At 63.5% G+C, this 19,577-nt stretch carries 20 protein-coding genes; 9 read left to right on the top strand and 11 right to left on the bottom strand.

Annotated elements, in window-relative coordinates; all coding sequences use genetic code 11:
• Positions 1-3: 3 nt before the first annotated feature.
• From NCR39_RS06530 to NCR39_RS06510, 5 genes are all read left to right on the top strand, one after another.
• On the top strand, positions 4-900 hold the full coding sequence (locus NCR39_RS06530) for a polysaccharide deacetylase family protein (RefSeq protein WP_250451390.1): 897 nt from the start codon (positions 4-6) through the stop codon (positions 898-900).
• Positions 901-968: 68 nt separating this feature from the next.
• Positions 969-1,430 carry a peroxiredoxin gene (locus NCR39_RS06525; RefSeq protein ID WP_250451388.1) on the top strand — a complete coding sequence of 154 codons (462 nt, stop codon included), beginning with the start codon at positions 969-971 and terminating at the stop codon, positions 1,428-1,430.
• Positions 1,431-1,832: 402 nt separating this feature from the next.
• Positions 1,833-3,743 carry a PhoH family protein gene (locus tag NCR39_RS06520; protein ID WP_250451386.1) on the top strand — a complete coding sequence of 637 codons (1,911 nt, stop codon included), beginning with the start codon at positions 1,833-1,835 and terminating at the stop codon, positions 3,741-3,743.
• 195 nt (positions 3,744-3,938) lie between these two features.
• Positions 3,939-5,021, top strand: coding sequence for an NlpC/P60 family protein (locus NCR39_RS06515; protein WP_250451385.1), 1,083 nt, complete (start codon positions 3,939-3,941; stop codon positions 5,019-5,021).
• A gap of 79 nt (positions 5,022-5,100) precedes the next feature.
• Complete coding sequence (locus NCR39_RS06510; RefSeq protein ID WP_250451384.1) at positions 5,101-5,907, top strand: SDR family oxidoreductase; 807 nt, start codon at positions 5,101-5,103, stop codon at positions 5,905-5,907.
• 46 nt (positions 5,908-5,953) lie between these two features.
• Here NCR39_RS06510 and NCR39_RS06505 read toward each other — a convergent pair whose 3' ends face one another.
• The 8 genes from NCR39_RS06505 to NCR39_RS06470 form a co-directional block, all read right to left on the bottom strand.
• Positions 5,954-6,964, bottom strand: a complete 1,011-nt coding sequence (locus tag NCR39_RS06505) for an inorganic phosphate transporter (RefSeq protein ID WP_250451383.1) — start codon at positions 6,962-6,964, stop codon at positions 5,954-5,956.
• Positions 6,965-7,069: 105 nt separating this feature from the next.
• Positions 7,070-7,696, bottom strand: coding sequence for a DUF47 domain-containing protein (locus tag NCR39_RS06500; RefSeq protein ID WP_250451382.1), 627 nt, complete (start codon positions 7,694-7,696; stop codon positions 7,070-7,072).
• A 135-nt stretch (positions 7,697-7,831) separates the two neighbouring features.
• Positions 7,832-9,220, bottom strand: coding sequence for a replicative DNA helicase (locus tag NCR39_RS06495; RefSeq protein WP_040049477.1), 1,389 nt, complete (start codon positions 9,218-9,220; stop codon positions 7,832-7,834).
• A gap of 110 nt (positions 9,221-9,330) precedes the next feature.
• Positions 9,331-9,786, bottom strand: a complete 456-nt coding sequence (gene rplI, locus NCR39_RS06490) for a 50S ribosomal protein L9 (protein ID WP_040049476.1) — start codon at positions 9,784-9,786, stop codon at positions 9,331-9,333.
• Between the two features lie 30 nt (positions 9,787-9,816).
• A complete protein-coding gene (gene rpsR / locus NCR39_RS06485; protein ID WP_007000150.1) occupies positions 9,817-10,092 on the bottom strand; it encodes a 30S ribosomal protein S18 in 276 nt (91 codons plus the stop codon).
• A 2-nt stretch (positions 10,093-10,094) separates the two neighbouring features.
• Positions 10,095-10,394, bottom strand: a complete 300-nt coding sequence (priB, locus tag NCR39_RS06480) for a primosomal replication protein N (RefSeq protein WP_014191232.1) — start codon at positions 10,392-10,394, stop codon at positions 10,095-10,097.
• A 34-nt stretch (positions 10,395-10,428) separates the two neighbouring features.
• A complete protein-coding gene (gene rpsF / locus NCR39_RS06475; protein WP_040049475.1) occupies positions 10,429-10,800 on the bottom strand; it encodes a 30S ribosomal protein S6 in 372 nt (123 codons plus the stop codon).
• Between the two features lie 131 nt (positions 10,801-10,931).
• Positions 10,932-11,894, bottom strand: a complete 963-nt coding sequence (locus tag NCR39_RS06470) for a LysR family transcriptional regulator (protein WP_250451381.1) — start codon at positions 11,892-11,894, stop codon at positions 10,932-10,934.
• A 169-nt stretch (positions 11,895-12,063) separates the two neighbouring features.
• On the opposite strand from NCR39_RS06470, the gene gcl reads away from it, so the two are divergent.
• The 4 genes from gcl to lysM all read left to right on the top strand — a co-directional run bounded on the left by gcl (position 12,064) and on the right by lysM (position 16,410).
• Entirely contained in the window at positions 12,064-13,839 is a 1,776-nt protein-coding gene (gcl, locus tag NCR39_RS06465; RefSeq protein WP_250451380.1) for a glyoxylate carboligase, read from the top strand.
• A gap of 38 nt (positions 13,840-13,877) precedes the next feature.
• The gene (gene hyi, locus NCR39_RS06460) at positions 13,878-14,678 is read left to right on the top strand and encodes a hydroxypyruvate isomerase (protein ID WP_250451379.1); all 801 of its coding nucleotides are present in this window, start codon (positions 13,878-13,880) and stop codon (positions 14,676-14,678) included.
• Positions 14,679-14,705: 27 nt separating this feature from the next.
• Entirely contained in the window at positions 14,706-15,611 is a 906-nt protein-coding gene (locus tag NCR39_RS06455) for a 2-hydroxy-3-oxopropionate reductase (protein WP_250451378.1), read from the top strand.
• Positions 15,612-15,915: 304 nt separating this feature from the next.
• Entirely contained in the window at positions 15,916-16,410 is a 495-nt protein-coding gene (gene lysM, locus NCR39_RS06450; protein ID WP_250451377.1) for a peptidoglycan-binding protein LysM, read from the top strand.
• Positions 16,411-16,502: 92 nt separating this feature from the next.
• Here lysM and NCR39_RS06445 read toward each other — a convergent pair whose 3' ends face one another.
• From NCR39_RS06445 to NCR39_RS06435, 3 genes are read right to left on the bottom strand one after another with little or no spacing between them, the layout of a single operon-like run.
• Positions 16,503-17,504 carry an asparaginase gene (locus NCR39_RS06445; RefSeq protein ID WP_250451375.1) on the bottom strand — a complete coding sequence of 334 codons (1,002 nt, stop codon included), beginning with the start codon at positions 17,502-17,504 and terminating at the stop codon, positions 16,503-16,505.
• A gap of 29 nt (positions 17,505-17,533) precedes the next feature.
• Complete coding sequence (locus NCR39_RS06440) at positions 17,534-18,460, bottom strand: CysB family HTH-type transcriptional regulator (RefSeq protein WP_250451372.1); 927 nt, start codon at positions 18,458-18,460, stop codon at positions 17,534-17,536.
• Positions 18,461-18,500: 40 nt separating this feature from the next.
• Entirely contained in the window at positions 18,501-19,571 is a 1,071-nt protein-coding gene (locus NCR39_RS06435; protein ID WP_250451371.1) for a sulfate/molybdate ABC transporter ATP-binding protein, read from the bottom strand.
• Between the last annotated feature and the right edge of the window lie 6 nt (positions 19,572-19,577).

The raw sequence follows: 19,577 nt of genomic DNA, 5'->3' as shown, positions 1-19,577 counted from the left end.
CGGGTGGCTCGCATCGTCCTGAAGATCGACGTCGATACGCTGCGCGGCACGCGCGAAGGCGTGCCGAACCTCGGGCGTCTGCTCGACAAGTACAGCGCCCGCGCGACGTTTCTTTTCAGCCTCGGCCCGGATCACACCGGCTGGGCGCTGCGCCGCGTGTTCCGGCCGGGCTTCCTGCAGAAGGTGTCGCGCACGTCGGTGGTCGAGCATTACGGCATCAAGACGCTCATGTACGGCGTGCTGCTGCCGGGGCCGGACATCGGGAGGCAGGCGGTGTCGGAAATGCGCGCGATCCACGAGTCCGGCTTCGAATGCGGCATCCACACGTGGGATCACGTGTACTGGCAGGACAACGTGCGCTCGCGCGACCGCGCGTGGACCGTCGCGCAGATGCAGCAAAGCCATGCGCGGTTCATCGAGATATTCGGGGCGCCGCCCGTCACGCACGGCGCGGCGGGCTGGCAAATGAACGGCTACGCGTTCGAACAGATCGACGCCTGGGGCATGCGGTATGCGTCCGATGGACGCGGACACACGCCGTACATTCCCGTCCTCGACGGCCGCACGCTCGGTCACATCCAGATGCCGACCACGCTGCCGACGATCGACGAGATTCTCGGCGTGGACGGCGTCGATGAAAGCAACGTCGCGGCGCATCTGCTGCGTCATACGATGAACAATCCGCACGATCAGGTGTTCACGCTGCACGCGGAACTGGAAGGCCAGAAGCTCGCGCCGGTGTTCGAGCAATTGCTCGCCGGCTGGCGCGCGCAGGGACACAGCTTCGCCACGATGGGCGACTATCATGCGACGCTCGACCGTTCCACGCTGCCCTCGTATCCGGTGACGTGGGGCGAGATTCCGGGCCGCGCGGGTGAACTGATCGTTCAGCCGGGCTGAGCAGACTTAAACGGAGCGCCGCGCGCGCTTGCCTTCCACCAAGATCAACGACAACAGGAGAAAACTACGTGCCAGTCGCCGTCGACCAGCCCGTTCCCGACTTCACCGCGCCCGCGACGGGCGGCGAGTTCACGCTTTCGAGCCTGCGCGGCCAGAAGGTCGTGCTGTTCTTCTATCCGAAGGACAACACGCCCGGCTGCACGACGGAAAGCCTCGGCTTTCGCGACCACTACGAGCAGTTCAAGGCGGCCGGTGCGGAAATCGTCGGCATCTCGCGCGACAGCGTGAAGTCGCACGACAACTTCAAGGCGAAGCTCGAACTGCCGTACACCCTCGTTTCCGATTCGGACGAAGCCATCTGCTCGCTCTTCGATGTCGTCAAGATGAAGAAAATGTACGGCAAGGAAGTGCGCGGCATCGAACGTTCGACGTTCCTGCTGGACGCCGACGGCGTGCTGCGCCGCGAGTTTCGCGGCATCAAGGTGCCGGGACACGTTGAGGCCATCGTCGAGGCTGTACAAGCGATTTGAGGCACGTTATATTGGTTCGCAATGAGCGCCTGTCCACCCCATTCCCTTTGCCTTCGCGCGAGCCGCCGTGCGCCTTTCGGTGCGGTCGGCATGGACCCGGGCTACGTGGGACGGGCACGGCGCAGGCGCTCTGAAAGAGAAGTCAGCCGCTGGTTCCGGTAGCCCGGACGGCGGCTTTTTTATTTGCGTCGCGCGGACGGCCAGTGTGATCGGCCGAAAGGCGCGTCGTGAGCCACGCATCGAGGAGCAGATCGAAACCTAGGCGAACCGGCGTTTTCGACAACGAAGCGCGCCACCCGGCGCAAACTGCGGGATACCTAGCGCTTAACGCTGTATGGGCAAACGAGCAGGATGCGACAGGCGGCGCACGACACATGACCCGATTCCTTCTGAGGGAACACCATGCCTTTGCCTACCGCCCCGGCCAAGCTCGGCCATCTCCTTCCGGCCGAAGAGTACAAGGCCAAAGCCCGGCCATCGAAGCAGTCGAAAAAGACTGCAACGAGCGATGACGACGCCAGCGGCTCCGTCGAAACCGTCGCCGCCGAGCGTCCGCAGGCTTCGAATGCCGCGCACACGCTGCGCGCCATCGCGAGCGACGTGCTGACGCAAGTGCCGCTGGAAGCGCCGGCGGAATCGGCCGTGCCCGCTCCCGCGCCGCGCGGCCGTCGCAGCAAACAAACGGCCGCGCTCTTGCAGCCCGTGCCGAGCGCGCGCGCGAAACCCGACGAAGCGCCGGCCGAAGTGCAGACCGAAGCGCGGACCGGAACGCAGCCGCAGAGCCGCGAGGAAGCACGCCCCGCGAAACGCGAAGCACGCACCGAAGCGCCCGCGACGACGCCCGGCGCTCCGGCCGCCGCGCCCGCGAAAGACGCGCGCACCCAACAGAAACGCCGTCAGCGCGGTGCGGTCGAAGACGAGTTGCGCAAGCTCTTCGTGCTGGACACCAACGTGCTGATGCACGATCCGAGTTCCCTCTTCCGCTTCGAGGAACACGACGTCTATCTGCCGATGATGACGCTCGAGGAACTGGACAACCACAAGAAGGGCATGTCGGAAGTGGCGCGCAATGCGCGTCAGGTGAGCCGCACGCTCGACGCGCTCGTCGCCAATGGCGGGCAGATGTCGGAAGGCATCGCGCTCGCGGCGCAAGGCAATCGCGATGCGCTCGGCCGCCTCTACTTCCAGACGACGCTCACGGATATCGAACCGGTCGAAGGGCTGCCCGTCGGCAAGGCGGACAACCAGATTCTCGGCGTCGTGCGCGCGTTGCAGAAGGAGCGGCCGGATCGGCAGGTCGTGCTGGTGTCGAAAGACATCAACATGCGGATCAAGGCGCACGCGCTCGGCCTGCCCGCCGAGGACTACTTCAACGATCAGGTTCTGGAAGACAAGGACCTGCTCTATTCCGGCGTGCGCGCGCTGCCGCAGGACTTCTGGACGAAGCACGCGAAGGGCATGGAAAGCTGGCAGGACACGAAAACTGGCACCACGTACTATCGCGTGACCGGACCGCTCTGCCCGTCGATGCTCGTCAACGAGTTCGTCTATCTGGAACCGCAAAACGGCGAGCCGTCGTTCCACGCGGTCGTGCGCGAGCTGAACGGCAAGACGGCGCTGCTGCAGACGCTGCGCGACTACGGGCACCACAAGAACAACGTTTGGGGCATCACGGCGCGCAATCGCGAGCAGAATTTCGCGCTCAACTTGCTGATGAACCCGGAAGTGGACTTCGTCACGCTGCTCGGTCAGGCGGGCACCGGCAAGACGCTGATGGCGCTCGCCGCCGGCCTCGCGCAAGTGCTCGACGACAAGCGCTACAACGAGATCATCGTGACGCGCGCGACGGTGCCGGTCGGCGAGGACATCGGCTTTCTGCCGGGCACCGAGGAAGAGAAGATGCAGCCGTGGATGGGCGCATTCGACGATAACCTCGAAGTCCTGCAGAAGACTGACGACGCCGCCGGCGAATGGGGCCGCGCCGCGACGCAGGAACTCATCCGCTCGCGCCTGAAGGTGAAGAGCATGAATTTCATGCGCGGACGCACGTTCGTGGACAAGTACGTGATCATCGACGAAGCGCAGAATCTGACGCCGAAGCAGATGAAAACGCTCGTCACGCGCGCGGGTCCGGGGACGAAGATCGTGTGTCTGGGCAACATCGCGCAGATCGACACACCGTATCTGACCGAGGGCAGTTCGGGTCTGACTTACGTCGTGGACCGGTTCAAGGGGTGGTCCCACAGCGGCCACGTGACGCTCGCGCGCGGCGAGCGCTCGCGTCTGGCGGATTACGCATCGGACATTCTCTAAGACTGCGGTCGCGTTTTCCTGAAAGGCCCGGCGGAGCGATCCGCCGGGCTTTTTTTCGTCCGAACGTTCTGCTGGTGTGACAGTTATGGCACAAACTTAAAGTGAAATATCACGATTTCTTGCCGCACGGCCGTGCGACGGCTACTATCGGCGGAATGATCCGTTCTGGCGAGCGCCGCTCGCCGCCTGCCCGAAATGCGTCGAATCTGGCTGCCGCTCGTTGTCACCCTTCTGCTCGCCGCGTGTGGAACCGCGCCGCAGCAGGCGGCGCGCAAGCCGGCCGTTTCCGCGAGCACCGTCCCGCGCGCGTATGCGCCGTCGTCGGGCTTCCCGAATTTCGTCGATCACAGCGTCGGGCGCGAGGAAATCTCCATTCAGGCGATGTCGCTCGTCGGCGTGCCGTATCGCTGGGGCGGCAACACGCCCGACGCGGGCTTCGATTGCAGCGGACTCGTGCGTTATGTCGTCGATCGCGCTGCGTCCGTGAATCTGCCGCGCACGACCGCCGAGATGAGCGGGCGCGGCGAGTCGATCGAACCGGATGAAATCGCGACCGGCGACCTCGTTTTCTTCAATACGACGGGCCGGGCGCATTCGCATGTCGGCATCTACGTGGGAAAGCTGCGCTTCGTCAACGCGCCGTCGACGGGCGGCACCGTGCGGCTCGACTACCTGACGAATCCGTACTGGGCGAAGCGTTTCGACGGGATTCGGCGCGTCGCGCCGGCGAAGGCCGCGCCGACGCCGTTCGATGGGCCGACTTATCTGGCGTCGGGAGCGCAATCGGTGACGGCGGCGCAGGTTGCCGCTTCGAGACCGCAAGCGCCTGTAGCGGCGGAAGCGCCTTCTGCGGCTAGCGTGGCGCAGCGGCAGGCTTCGGCTTACGCACGTCAATCTGGAAACGCCGACGCGTTCGAACCGCCGCCTGCATCGATGAGCGCGGCGCAGCGGCAGTCGTCCGCCGCGCGTCAACCCGCCACCGCCGATGCCTTCGAACCGCCGCCTGCATCGCTGAGCGCCGCGCAGCGCCAGGCGCAATCGGCTGCCGCCAGCAACGCCGCGCCCGATCCGATCCAGGCCGCCGCCGATGCCTTCGAGCCGCCGCCGCCCACGTGGCGCGCGGCACGCACTCAGGCTCAGGCGGCAAAGGCCACCGCGCCTGAAGAGCCCGCCGAGCCGCCCGTGCACATCATGCGCGCCTCCACCGGTTCGCTGACCGCGCCTCGTCCGGCATCGACCGACGATCCCATCGCCCGCTTCGCCACCGGCAGCAACTGACGCCTGCCGCGCCTCTCTGCTATCGTGTTCCGATTCATCCTCAACAGCGGCACCAAAGAACCGATAGGAGCGAACCACCATGGACCTGGGTCTTGCCGGCAAGGTCGTCCTGATCACGGGCGGCAGCAAGGGCATCGGCTTTGCCTGCGCGAAAGCGTTCGCGCGTGAAGGCGCGAAAGTCGCGATCGTCTCGCGCGACGCCGCCAATCTCGCGCGGGCGCGAGAACAGCTTGCGGCCGACGGCCACCACGTTCACCTCGCCCGCGCCGACCTGCACGAAGCGCACAGCGCCGAGGACGTCGTCGAGGAAGCGAGCGCGGCGCTCGGCGCCATCGACATTCTGATCAACAGCGCAGGCGCCGCCCGCCGCTACGACCCCGATTCGCTCGACGCCGCCGCCTACAAAGCCGCGATGGACGCGAAATATTTCTCCTACGTCTACCCGCAGCAAGTCGTGCTGGAGCGCATGGCCGAACGCCGGCGCAACGAGCCGGACGCGGAACCGGGCGCGATCGTCAATATCGTCGGGATGGGCGGGAAAATCGCGACGGACATTCACATCGCGGGCGGCGCGGCGAATGCGGCGCTGATGCTCAATACGGTCGGGCTCGCGCATCATTACGCGAAGCTCGGCATTCGCATCAACGCGATCAACCCCGGCGCGACGCTGACCGAGCGCGTCGAGGAAGCGCTCGAACTGGAGGCGCAGCGGCAAGGCGTCACGCGCGATCAGGTGCTCGCCGACAGTCAGGCCAAAGTGCCGCTCGGCCGTTATGCGAAACCGGAGGAAATCGCCGACGTCGCGCTCTTCCTGGCGAGCCGCCGCGCGAGTTACGTGTCGGGCGCGATCATCCCGATGGACGGGGTATCGTCGCCGATCATTTGAAGCGCTGCGGCCCGCGCATCGGCGGGCCGCAGGCGAAGCAGAACGCCTAGAAAATGCGGTGGCCGATCCACCAGCCCGCGGCGGCGAGCGCCGCCGATGCGGGAATCGTCAACACCCACGCCCACACGATATTGCCCGCGACGCCCCAGCGCACCGCGCTGAACTTCTGCGTCGCGCCGACGCCGACGATCGCGCCGGTGATGGTGTGCGTCGTGGAGACGGGAATGCCGAGCATCGACGCGATGAACAGCGTGATCGCCCCGCCCGTCTCCGCGCAGAAGCCGCCGACGGGCTTGAGCTTCGTGATCTTCTGCCCCATTGTGCGGACGATACGCCAGCCGCCGAACAGCGTGCCGAGACCCATCGACAGATAGCACAGCGCGATCACCCAGATGGGCGGCGCGTCGGCGGTGGACGAGGCGTAGCCGGTGGCGATCAGCAGCATCCAGATGATACCGATGGTTTTCTGCGCGTCGTTGCCGCCGTGACCGAGCGAATACAGACCCGCGGACACGAGCTGCAGGCGGCGGAAACGCCGGTCCACCTTCGACGGCGGCGTGCGGAAATACATCCACGACACGAGCAGCATGAAAAACGAGCCGAGCACGAAGCCGAGCAGCGGCGAGATGAAGATGAACGCGACAGTTTTCAAGAGCCCGTCCCAGTTCAGCGATCCCCAGCCCGACTTCGCGAGCGCCGCGCCGACGAGCCCGCCGATCAGCGCATGCGACGAACTCGACGGAATGCCGTACACCCACGTCACGATGTTCCAGCCGATCGCCCCGACGAGCGCGCCGAAGATGACGTAGTGATCGACGATTTCGGGATCGATCGTCCCCTTGCCGACCGTGGCGGCCACCTTCAGGTGAAAGATGAAATACGCAATGACGTTGAACGCGGCCGCGAACGCGACGGCTTGCTGCGGCTTGAGCACGCCGGTCGAAACGACCGTGGCGATGGAGTTGGCAGCGTCGTGGAAGCCGTTCATGAAGTCGAACACGAGTGCGACTATGACGAGCGTGGCGACGGCCCAGAGGGCGAGTTGAATCGAATGCATCAGTTGGTGTTGTTTTGACCGGGCCAGGAATGCGGCCCCGTCTGTGTCGTCAGCACCCGCCGCGCGCGATCCAATGCTGCGCGAGCGCGGGCTCGGCCGGCATGATCAGGCGTTTTCCAGCACGATGCCTTCGATGATGTTGGCGACGTCCTCGCACTTGTCGGTGATCGTCTCCAGAAGCTCGTAGATGGCCTTGAGCTTGATGAGCGTCTTCACGTCGTCTTCCTCGCGGAACAGCTTCGACATGGCCGAGCGCAGGACGCGGTCCGCGTCCGACTCCAGACGGTCGATTTCCTCGCAAATCTTGAGGATTTCGCTCGCGCGTTTCATGTCTTCCAGCAGGCTGACGGCGTTCTGCACGCGCAGGCACGTGGCCGTGCAGATGTGCGCGAGCTGGCTCGCCTCGGACGTCACGGCGCGCACGTCGTACAGCGAAATGGCCGTGGCGACGTCCTCCATGAGATCGAGGATGTCGTCCATCGTCGTAATCAGCTTGTGAATTTCGTCGCGATCGAGCGGCGTGATGAAAGTCTTGTGCAGCAGATCGATGGTTTCGTGCGTGAGCTTGTCAGCGCGCTTTTCGTTGGCCTGCACGTTCTGCTTGTGGACCTCGGCTTCCTCGAGGTTGTCTATCAGCAGTTCGAGTTCGCGGCTTGCATCGACCATGCATTTCGCATGCGCGTTGAAGATCTCGAAAAATTTGCCCTCGGTGGGCATGAAACGACCGAACATGAAATTCCCGCTAAATGGGTCAATGAGGCTGTCATCAAACTGACGTATTGTACCTGCGCGCTGACCCCCGCGCACCGCGCCATCCAGACGCGTGAACACGAGTGTCGCAACGGTATGACAGTTTGAGCGCGGCGCTTATTCGCCGCCGTAGAAGCTCTGGACGCCCGCGAAGTTGTCGAACTTCGTGTACTGCCCGTGGAAGGTGAGGCGCACCGGACCGATCGGGCCGTTACGCTGCTTGCCGATGATGATTTCCGCCGTCCCTTTGTCCGGGCTGTCGGGGTTGTAGACTTCGTCGCGGTAGATGAAGAGGATCACGTCCGCGTCCTGTTCGATAGCGCCGGATTCGCGCAGGTCCGACATGATCGGGCGCTTGTTCGGGCGCTGTTCGAGACCGCGGTTCAGCTGCGACAGCGCGATGACCGGCACGTCGAGTTCCTTCGCGAGGCTCTTGAGCGAACGCGAAATCTCGGAGATTTCGGTGGCGCGGTTCTCGCCGCCGCCCGAGCCGGACATCAGTTGCAGATAGTCGACGATGATGAGCCCGAGCTTGCCGCACTGCCGCGACAGACGCCGGGCGCGCGAACGCAGTTCCATCGGATTGAGACCGCCGGTTTCGTCGATGAAAAGCTGCGCCTCGCTCATTTTCTGCACGGCATGCGTGAGCTTCGGCCAATCTTCGTCGGTCAGGCGGCCCGTGCGCATGCGATGCTGATCCAGCCGTCCGACCGAGCCGAGCATACGCATGGTCAACTGCGTGCCCGGCATTTCCATCGAAAACACGGCGACCGGCAGCCCGTATTCCACCGCGACGTATTCGCCGATGTTCATCGAGAAAGCGGTTTTACCCATCGACGGCCGCCCCGCCACGATGATCAGTTCGCCGCCGTGCATGCCCGACGTCATGCGGTCGAGATCGACGAAACCGGTCGGCGTGCCGGTCACGTCGCTCGGATTGGCGGTGTGGTAAAGCGTGTCGATACGCTCGACGACCTGCGTCAGCAGCGGCCCGATTTCGAGAAAACCCTGCGTGCCGCGCGCCCCGTCTTCCGCGATGGAAAACACGCGCGATTCCGCCTCGTCCAGAATCTGGCGCACTTCCTTGCCTTGCGGATTGAACGCGTCGGCGGAAATTTCATCGGCGACGGAAACCAGGCGGCGCAGCACCGCGCGGTCGCGCACGATTTCGGCGTAACGGCGGATGTTCGCCGCGCTCGGCGTGTTCTGCGCCAGCGCGTTCAGGTACGCGAGCCCGCCCACTTCCTCGGCCTTGCCGGCCATGTTGAGGGCTTCGTAGACGGTGATCACGTCGGCCGGGCGCGTCGCCGCGATCAGCTTGCCGATGTGCTCGTAAATGATGCGATGGTCGTAGCGATAGAAGTCGCTCTGCGCCATCACGTCGGCGATGCGGTCCCACGCCGCGTTGTCCAGCAGGAGACCGCCGATCACCGATTGCTCGGCTTCGATCGAGTGCGGCGGGACCTTCAGCGCGTCGAGTTGCGGATCTTTGGACGGTGCGTTCATGGGGTGGAATTATCGATGAATGGCGCGGCGTGGACAATAAAAAAGGCAGGAACCGATGGAGGTTCCTGCCCTTCTTTTCCTGCTCGCGAGGCACGCGGCCTCGCTGTGACTTACGCGTGCTCGCCGAGCACCGACACGGTCACGTCGACGAGGACGTCCGTGTGCAGCGCCACTTGAACCGGATGGTCGCCGACCATCTTCAGCGGGCCTTGCGGCAGGCGCACTTGCGCCTTTTCCACTTCAGCGAAGCCTTGCGACTTGAGCGCTTCCGCGATGTCCGCGTTCGTGACCGAACCGAACAGACGGCCGTCGACGCCAGCCTTCTGCGAGATCTGAACCGTGAAGCCGTTCAGCTTTTCGCCTTGCTTTTGCGCAGCGGTCAGCTTTTCTGCGGCGACCTTTTCGAGTTCGGCGCGGCGAACTTCGAATTCGGCGATTGCGTCCTTGGTCGCGCGGCGAGCCTTCTTGCCGGGGATCAGGAAGTTGCGTGCGTAGCCGTCCTTGACCTTGACGATGTCGCCCAGGTTACCCAGATTGACGACCTTTTCCAAAAGAATGATTTGCATTTTTGGCTTGTCCTTAGTGCGTCGTCTGAATTAGGCCTTGTGCAGGTCGGTGTACGGCAGGAGCGCGAGGAAACGCGCGCGCTTGATTGCCGTGTCGAGCTGGCGCTGATAGTGCGCCTTCGTGCCAGTCAGACGAGCCGGCGTGATCTTGCCGTTTTCGCCGATGAAGTCCTTCAGCGTTTCCGTGTCCTTGTAGTCGATGTACTCGACACCGGCTGCCGTGAAACGGCAGAACTTCTTGCGCTTGAAGAGCGGGTTTTGTTGCTGACGACGCTTGTCGAATTTCTTACCAGTCGGGCGGGGCATGTTCAGTCCTTTCCAATGTCCTGCAATTCTGTGATGTGAAACACCAGGGTTCGCGCGTTACGGCTTCGTTTCGCCAGAAAGCCGGTGAAGCGTGTTTCTACGCCCATCGGACAGCTTTCCAGCTTGCCGCTCGCCTCTCCGGCCGCGACCGCCTGCAGGGTCAGTTCGATCTTGCGGACGATGCCCGCTTCGACGACTTCCGCGGCGTGTTGCAATGTGCAGCTTGCGATCGGGATGCCGGCGGGCGTGTACCGCACCGGTTCGCGTTCCACGACGCTTGCTGTCAGTTGCAGCCGGTTCACTTAAACCTTGGTGGCTGTGACGAATGAATTCGCCTTAAGCCTGCGCTTCGGTCGGCTGGGCAGCCGCCTTCTTGGCTTCTTCGCGCTGCACTTCCTTCATCATCGGCGACGGGCCGGTTTCGGCCTTCTTCATCTTGACGATCAGATGGCGCAGAACGGCGTCGTTGAACTTGAACGCGTGTTCCAGTTCTTCGAGCGTCGCCTGGTCGCACTCGATGTTCATGCAGACGTAGTGAGCCTTCGCGAGTTTCTCGATCATGTAGGCCAGTTGGCGGCGGCCCCAGTCCTCGATGCGGTGGATCTGGCCACCGTGCGACGTGATCGTGGTCTTGTAGCGCTCGATCATGGCGGGCACTTGCTCGCTCTGATCGGGGTGCACGATAAAGACGATTTCGTAATGACGCATATTCACTCCTTGTGCTGACTTATGGATAGAAGCCGCCCGGGCGTCGGACCGGTGCGGCAAGTGAGAAGCCAAAGAGTATAGCTTTTTGTCTGCGCTCGCGCAAATTGAATTTCGGGCGCGTTTTCAAGCAGTTAGCGGACGTGCGCGGCGGCCGCGGGCGCTCCCGCCAGTTCGCCCGGCAGCGTGAGCCGCCGGCTCCAGTAGCCCGGCTGCGCGTAAATTTCCTTCAGATAATCAATGAAGTAGCGTACGCGAGCCGGAATGTAGCGCTGCTGCGGGTAGACGGCGAGGATGTCGTAGGCCGGCAGTTCGAATTCGTCGAGCACGGTTTCCAGTTCGCCCGCCTCCAGTTGCCGCTGGATTTCCCACGTCGATCGCCAGCCGAGCCCGAGCCCTTCCGATACCCAGCGATGCAGCAATTCGCCGTCGTTGCAATCGAGGTTGCCGGTGACGCGCACCGTCGCCAGCTTGCCGTTGCGCTGGAAATACCAGCCGCGGTTCTGCCCGCCCTGCAGATTGAACGCGAGACAGTTGTGATTCGGCAGGTCGTCGAGCGCCTTCGGCTTTCCGTGCTTCCTGAAATACGCGGGCGTGCCGCACACCACGCGCCGATTGCTCGCCAGCTTCACCGCGACGAAATTCGGGTCCACCGCCCCGCCGATGCGAATCGACAAGTCATAACCCTCGCGCACCAGATCGACGACGCGGTCGGTCAGATTGAACGACATCTGCAATTCGGGCTTGTCGGCGACGAACGCGGGCGCGTGCGGCGCGACGTGCATGCGCCCGAACGCCGCCGGCGCCGACACGATCAGATGCCCGCCCACCGCGCGACGCCCCGCCGCCAGTTCGTTCTCCGCCTGGTCCCACTCCGCGAGCAGGTTCTTGCAGCGATCGAGAAACGCCGCACCCTCTTCGCTGACCACGAGCCGCCGTGTCGAGCGATACATCAGCTTGACGCCGAGCCGTTTTTCCAGCGCGTCGATGCGCCGTCCGAGGATCACCGGCGATACGCCCTCTTCCAGTGCCGCCGCCGCGAGGCTGCCAGCTTCGGCCACGCGCACGAAAGTCTCGATCTGCTTGAAGCGGTCCATGTCCGTGTCTCCGTTGTGAGCCGCGCAGCATCTGCATTCGATACTTTTAGTTTGGGAAAAAGCGACTCGCGATGATCTTATCAAACCTTTTTCACGATCCTAAAGTGCAATGGAACCCTGCTTCGATGCAGACAGCATTCACGGATTGAGACACACGAAGGAGACATTCATGGCCAAGATGAGAGCCGTCGACGCAGCCGTTCTCGTGCTGGAAAAAGAAGGTATCGATACCGCGTTCGGCGTGCCGGGCGCAGCGATCAACCCGTTCTACTCCGCGATGAAGAAGTCGGGCGGCATCAGCCACGTGCTGGCGCGCCACGTCGAAGGCGCATCGCACATGGCCGAAGGTTATACCCGCGCCGCGCCCGGCAACATCGGCGTTTGCATCGGCACGTCGGGTCCGGCGGGCACGGACATGATCACCGGCCTCTATTCGGCCCAGGCGGATTCGATCCCCATTCTCGCGATCACCGGCCAGGCGCCGCGCGCGCGTCTGTACAAGGAAGACTTCCAGGCCGTCGATATCGAATCGATCGCGAAGCCCGTCACGAAGTGGGCCGTCACCGTGCGCGAGCCCGCGCTCGTGCCGCGCGTGTTCCAGCAGGCATTCCATCTGATGCGCTCGGGCCGTCCGGGTCCGGTGCTGGTCGACTTGCCGATCGACGTGCAACTCGCCGAGATCGAATTCGACATCGACACGTACGAGCCGCTGCCGGTCTACAAGCCGAAAGCGACGCGCGCGCAGATCGAAAAGGCGCTCGCGATGCTCAACGACGCCGAGAAGCCGTTGATCGTCTCCGGCGGCGGCGTGCTGAACGCGGCGGCGGAAGATCTGCTCGTGCAATTCGCGGAAACGCTCGGCGTGCCCGTGATTCCGACGCTGATGTCGTGGGGCGCGATCCCCGACGATCACCCGCTGATGGCCGGCATGGTCGGCTTGCAGACGTCGCATCGCTATGGCAACGCGACGATGCTCGCGTCGGACTTCGTGCTCGGCATCGGCAATCGCTGGGCGAACCGTCATACGGGCAGCGTCGAGGTTTACACCAAGGGCCGTAAGTTCGTGCACGTGGATATCGAGCCGACGCAGATCGGCCGCGTGTTCGGACCCGACCTCGGCATCGTGTCGGATGCGAAGGCCGCGCTCGAACTCTTTGTCGAAGTGGCGAAGGAATGGAAGGCCGCCGGCAAGCTGAAAGATCGCGGCGCGTGGGTGGCGGACTGCCAGCAGCGCAAGCGCACCATGCTGCGCAAGACGCACTTCGACAACGTGCCGATGAAGCCGCAGCGCGTCTACGAAGAGATGAATCTCGCGTTCGATCGCGACACCTGCTTCGTGACGACGATCGGTCTGTCGCAAATCGCGGGCGCGCAGTTCCTGCACGTGTTCAAGGCGCGCAACTGGATCAACTGCGGCCAGGCCGGCCCGCTCGGCTGGACGATTCCCGCCGCGCTCGGCGTGCGTGCGGCGGACCCGCAACGCAAGATCGTCGCGCTGTCGGGCGACTACGACTTCCAGTTCATGATCGAAGAGCTTGCAGTCGGCGCGCAGTTCAAGCTGCCGTACGTGCACGTGGTCGTGAACAACTCGTATCTCGGTCTCATCCGTCAGGCGCAGCGCGGCTTCGACATGGACTACTGCGTGCAACTCGCGTTCGACAACATCAACGCGCCTGAACTCGAAGGCTATGGCGTGGATCACGTCGCGGTCGCCGAAGGTCTCGGCTGCAAGGCGCTGCGCGTGTTCAAGCCGGAAGACATCGGGGGCGCGCTTCAGAAGGCGCAGGCGATGGCGGCGGAACATCAGGTGCCGGTCGTCGTCGAGATGATTCTGGAGCGCGTGACGAACATAGCGATGGGCACGGAGATCGATGCGATCAACGAGTTCGAAGAACTGGCCGAAAGCAAGGCCGACGCCCCGACCGCCGTGACGCCGCTCGACTGAATCACGCACATCCACTGACCGACCATCAGGACCAACACATGCCGAAATTTGCCGCGAATCTGACGATGCTGTTCAACGAAGTCCCGTTCCTCGACCGCTTCGCCGCGGCCGCGAATGCGGGCTTCAAGGCGGTCGAGTTCCTGTTTCCCTACGCGTTCTCGATCGGCGACATCGAGACGCGCCTGAAGGACAACGATCTTCAGATCGTGCTGCATAACCTGCCCGCCGGAAACTGGGATGCGGGCGAGCGCGGCATCGCGTGCCTGCCCGATCGCGTCGCCGAGTTTCGTGACGGCGTGCCCCGCGCGATCGAATATGCGAAGGCGCTGAAGGTGCCGCAACTGAACTGTCTCGTCGGCATTCCGACGGCGGGCGTGTCGGCGGATCAGGCGCGCGCGACGATCATCGAGAACCTGCGCTTCGCCGCCGATGCGCTGAAGAAAGAAGGCATCAAGCTGCTCGTCGAGCCGTGCAATTCATACGACATTCCCGGCTTCGCGCTGAACCGTTCGGGCGAAGGACTCGATGTCATTCGCGCGGTCGGATCGGACAATCTGTTCTTGCAGTACGACATCTATCACATGCAGCGGATGGAAGGCGAACTCGCCGCGACCATCAAGAAGAACCTGCCGTCGATTGCGCACATTCAGCTTGCCGACAACCCCGGACGCAACGAGCCGGGCACGGGCGAAATCAACTACCCGTTCCTGTTCGAACTGCTCGATTCGATCGGCTATGACGGATGGATCGGCTGCGAGTACAAGCCGCTGAATGGCACCGAAGCGGGTCTCGGCTGGCTTCAGTCGATCGGCGGCGTGAAGCAAGGCGCAATCGCTTAAACCAGACATACAGGAGGAGCTAGAAGTATGGCAACGATCGGTTTCATCGGACTCGGCATCATGGGCGCGCACATGGCGCGCAATCTCATCAAGGGCGGTCATTCGCTCGTCGTGAACGGCAAGTATCCGGTGCCCGACGACATCCGCGCGCAAACGAAAGTCGTCGATGATTCGACGGCCGTCGCGCAAGCAAGCGAGATCGTCATCACGATGGTGCCCGACACGCCGGATGTCGCGAACGTGCTGTTCGCCGATGACGGCGTCGCCAAGGGTCTGACGAGCGGCAAGCTCGTGATCGACATGAGCTCGATCAATCCGCTCGATACGCAGGAGTTCGCGAAGAAGATCAACGCGCTCGGCTGCGATTATCTCGACGCGCCCGTATCCGGCGGCGAAGTCGGCGCACGCGAAGCCACGCTGACGATCATGGTCGGCGGCCCGCAGAAGTCGTTCGACATCGCGAAGCCGCTGTTCGATCTGATGGGCAAGAACATCTCGCTCATCGGCGACAACGGCGCGGGTCAGACGACCAAGGTCGCCAATCAGATCATCGTTGCGCTGAATATCGAAGCGGTCGCGGAAGCGCTGCTGTTCGCATCGCGCTCGGGCGCCGATCCGGAACGCGTGCGCAAGGCGCTGATGGGCGGCTTCGCGGCATCGCGCATTCTCGAACTGCACGGCGAACGCATGACGAAGCGCGCGTTCAATCCGGGCTTCAGGATCGAGTTGCATCAAAAGGATCTGAATCTCGCACTCGACGGCGCCCGCAAGATGGGCCTCGCCCTGCCCCACACGGCAAGCGCGCAGCAGTTGTTCAGCGTGTGCGCCGCGAACGGCGGCAAGGCGTGGGATCACTCGGCGCTCGTGCGCGCGCTCGAGATCATGTCGAACTTCCAGGTGGCGGAAGAACCGCAGCAAGCCAAGGCTGCATGAGGCTTCGCACCTGAACCGTGGGGCGTCCCGCGTATGGGCACGCGGGACAAATGCCGCTCTGGGCTGAGGGCGGCAAGTATGGTCCGAGAGCGGCATCCGGCGGCGCGCCGGGTAAGCCTTGGTCGGTCAGACGGTTTGCCGTCGGGTGTCCGCGTCGGATTGCTGCGAGCGATGCTTGATCGATGCCGTGCGCGCCGCGCGGCGAAATCCCTTGTCGAAACTCAGAACTATCTGGTGGCGAGCGCGCCTAATGTGCCTAGACTTCGCAAGCGGCACCACCATGGTTGATTCAAGGAGTTGAACAATGGGAATCCTCAGTTTCATCAAGGAAGCAGGCGAAAAACTGTTCGGCGCAACCACGCCGTCCGCTCAGGCCGCGCCGGCGAGCGCGCCCGTCGATGTCGCCACGCTCAATCAGAAAGCGGGCGAAGCCATCGCCACGTATATTCGCTCGCAAGGGCTCGATGCCGACAACCTTCAGGTCAAGTACGACGGCGCTTCTCATACCGTCACCGTGTCGGGCCAGGCGCCCGATCAGGCCACGAAGGAAAAGATTCTCGTCGCGGCAGGCAACGTGCAGCATGTCGATAAGGTCGACGATCAGTTGACCGTGCCGAATGCGGCGCCTGAATCGCAGTATCACACGGTCGCGTCGGGCGACAATCTGTGGAAGATCGCGGAGAAGTACTACGGCAGCGGCGCGAAGAACGAGCTGGTCTTCGAAGCGAACAAGCCGATGCTGAAGAGCCCGGACAAGATCTATCCGGGTCAGGTGCTGCGCATTCCGCCGGCAAACTGATTGCTATTGCTCACGCCGCTTGTGGATGAAAAAAGCGCGAATTTCGGTTCGCGCTTTTTTTTGCTAGTGGGATGACGTGCCGGGCACTGCTCTCAATACCTATCGAACACACGCTGCAGCCCGCTCGCATCCTTCACGCCCGCCGCCAGCGCCAGCATCAGCAGCACGCGCGCCTTGTACGGATTCAGCGTGCCCGCGCTGACGCTGCCGAGCGCATCGTCGGATGCGGCGCCGTTTCGCATCACATGGCCCGATCCCACGCGCGACGCCCGCACCACCGCGACGCCCGCCTTCACCGCATCGACGAGCGCTTGCGTGATGCTCGCGTGCACCGACCCGTTGCCCGTTCCCGCCACCACGATGCCCTTCACGCCAGCCGCGACGAGCGCATCGACCGCCACGCGCGACGCGCCCGCGTAGCTTGCGACGATCTCGACCATCGGCCATTTATCGCTAATCGCGAACTCGCTTGCGAGCGTATGCGGCTTCGTGACCGCGCGCTGGAACTCCACGCGGCCGTCCTGCACGAAACCGAGCACGCCGGTCTCCGGCGAACGGAACGCATCGACGGCGTAGGTGCTCGTCTTCGTCACATCGCGCGCGGTATGAATCTGATTGTTGAACGCGACGAGCACGCCCTGCCCCTTCGCGCGTTCGCATGCCGCGACCGTGACGGCGTTGAGCAGGTTGAGCGGACCATCGGCGGAAAGCGCGCTCGATGGACGCATCGCGGCCGTCAGCACGACGGGCTTCGCAGTCTTCACCGTCAGATGCAGCAGGTACGCCGTTTCTTCGAGCGTATCGGTGCCGTGTGTCACGACGATGCCGCTTATGTCGTCTTGCGCGGCGAGTTCGTCGATGCGCTTCGCGAGCTTGGTCCAGAGCGCGTGGCTCATGTCCTTGCTGTCGATGCTCGCGATCTGTTCCGCCTGAATGCGCGCGACGTTGCCGAGCGCAGGCACGGCGTCGAGCAGATCGTTCACGCCGACGACGCCTGCCTTGTAGCCCGCTGTCGATGATGCATCGCCTGCGCGTCCGGCGATGGTGCCGCCCGTCGCGAGGACGGCGATGAGAGGAAGAGAGTCGGTTTTCATGCCGGCGATTGTAAATCAGCCGGCAGCGCTCACGCCGTCTCGCGCAGTTGCGCGGCGATCTGCGTTTCGTCGAGTTGCGGCGCGAACATTTCGATCAGCCGGTACGCATACGCGCGCAGAAACGCGCCTCTGCGCAGGCCGACGCGCGTCGTGCTGGCCTCGAAAAGATGCTGCGTATCGAGCGCGACGAGTTCGGTGTCGCGCTTCGCGTCATACGCCATCGCCGCCACGATGCCGATGCCCATGCCCAGTTCCACATACGTCTTGATGACGTCCGCATCGATCGCGGTCAGCACGATATCGGGCATCGCGCCGGCGCTCGCGAACGCCTGATCGACGTGCGAACGGCCGGTGAAATCGTTGTCGTAAGTGACGATCGGATATTCCGCGATCTGCTCGAGCGTGATGTTCTCGCGTCCGACGAGCGGATGATCCTTCGGCACGACCACCGTGTGATGCCACGAATAGCACGGAAACGTGACGATGTCCGGATAACGGTCGAGCGCTTCGGTCGAAATGCCGATATCCGCTTCGCCATTGACAATCATCTGCGCGATCTGCTGCGGGCTGCCCTGCCTGAGCGCGAGATGCACCTTCGGAAATATTTCGGTGAACTGACGGATCACCTTCGGCAGCGCGTAACGGGCCTGCGTGTGCGTCGTCGCCACGACGAGGTGCCCGTTGTCCTGATCCGCGAACTGACGCGCCACGCGCCGCAGGTTCTCGGCATCGAGCAACATGCGCTCGATCAGCTGATGCACCTGCTTGCCCGGCTCGGTCAGGCCCGTCAGACGCTTGCCGCGTCGAATGAAGATATCGACGCCGAGTTCGTCTTCGAGGTCCTTGATCTGTTTCGATACGCCGGATTGCGACGTATAGAGCACGTTGGCGACTTCCGTCAGATTCATGTTCTGACGCACCGCCTCGCGCACGAAGCGCAGTTGCTGGAAGTTCATTCTCTGCCTCTCTTGTCTGCTGTCGTTTTTCTATGCGTAGTCATTGCGCAGGAAACACGCGCAGCGCGCGCGGCACGGCGCGCACGCCATCGCCGATATCGAGCTTCAGCGCGCGCCATGTTTCGCGATCCAGTTCGGCTTCGAGCACGCCGCCTGCATCGCCTTCCAGTTCGACGCGCACCGAGCCGCCCAGCGTCACCACGCGCCGCACGCCGACCACGATGCCATCGGGATGCGCGAAGCCTTCGGCATCGTCGGCGCGATAGAGCGCGAGATCGTGCGGACGCACATAAGCGAGCGCGCGGCCGCTGAAATGCGCCTGTGCGGTGATGGCTTTCGCGGCGCCATCGGCGACGAAGCCGTTGGCATCGACGCTGCCTTGCAGACGGTTGGCCGCGCCGAGGAATTCATAGACGAACGATGTCTGCGGATGATCGTACACATCTTGCGGACTTCCCACTTGCTCCACGTGTCCATGATTCATCACGACAATGCGGTCCGCCACTTCGAGCGCCTCTTCCTGATCGTGCGTGACGAAGAGCGTGGAGATATGCAGATCGTCGTGCAGACGGCGCAGCCAGCTACGCAGTTCCTTGCGCACCTTGGCGTCGAGCGCGCCGAACGGCTCGTCGAGCAGCAGCACTTTGGGTTCGACGGCGAGCGCACGCGCGAGCGCGATACGCTGCCGCTGCCCGCCCGACAGTTCCGACGGGAAGCGTTGCGCGAGCCAGTCGAGCTGCACGAGCTTGAGCAGCTCATGCACTTTTTCGCGGATCGCGGATTCGCTCGGACGCTCGCGGCGCGGCTTCACGCGCAGCCCGAACGCGACGTTCTCGAATACCGTCATGTGCCTGAAAAGCGCGTAATGCTGGAACACGAAGCCCACTTGCCGATCGCGCGCGCCGACGTTCGCCACGTCTTCGCCATTCAGCACGACCTGGCCTGCATCGGCATGTTCGAGGCCCGCGATCACGCGCAGGAGCGTGGTCTTGCCGCATCCCGACGGCCCGAGCAGCGCGACGAGCTCACCTGCGGGAAAGTCGAGCGTGACGTTGTCGAGCGCGGTGAAATCGCCGAAGCGCTTCTGCAAATTGCGAACGATGATGCTCATGATGAA

This window comes from Caballeronia sp. ATUFL_M2_KS44 (assembly GCF_023630965.1).
Classification (GTDB): domain Bacteria; phylum Pseudomonadota; class Gammaproteobacteria; order Burkholderiales; family Burkholderiaceae; genus Caballeronia; species Caballeronia concitans.
Note: the sequence above shows the minus strand (reverse complement) of the source record. Positions and strands in the feature narration are given on the sequence as shown.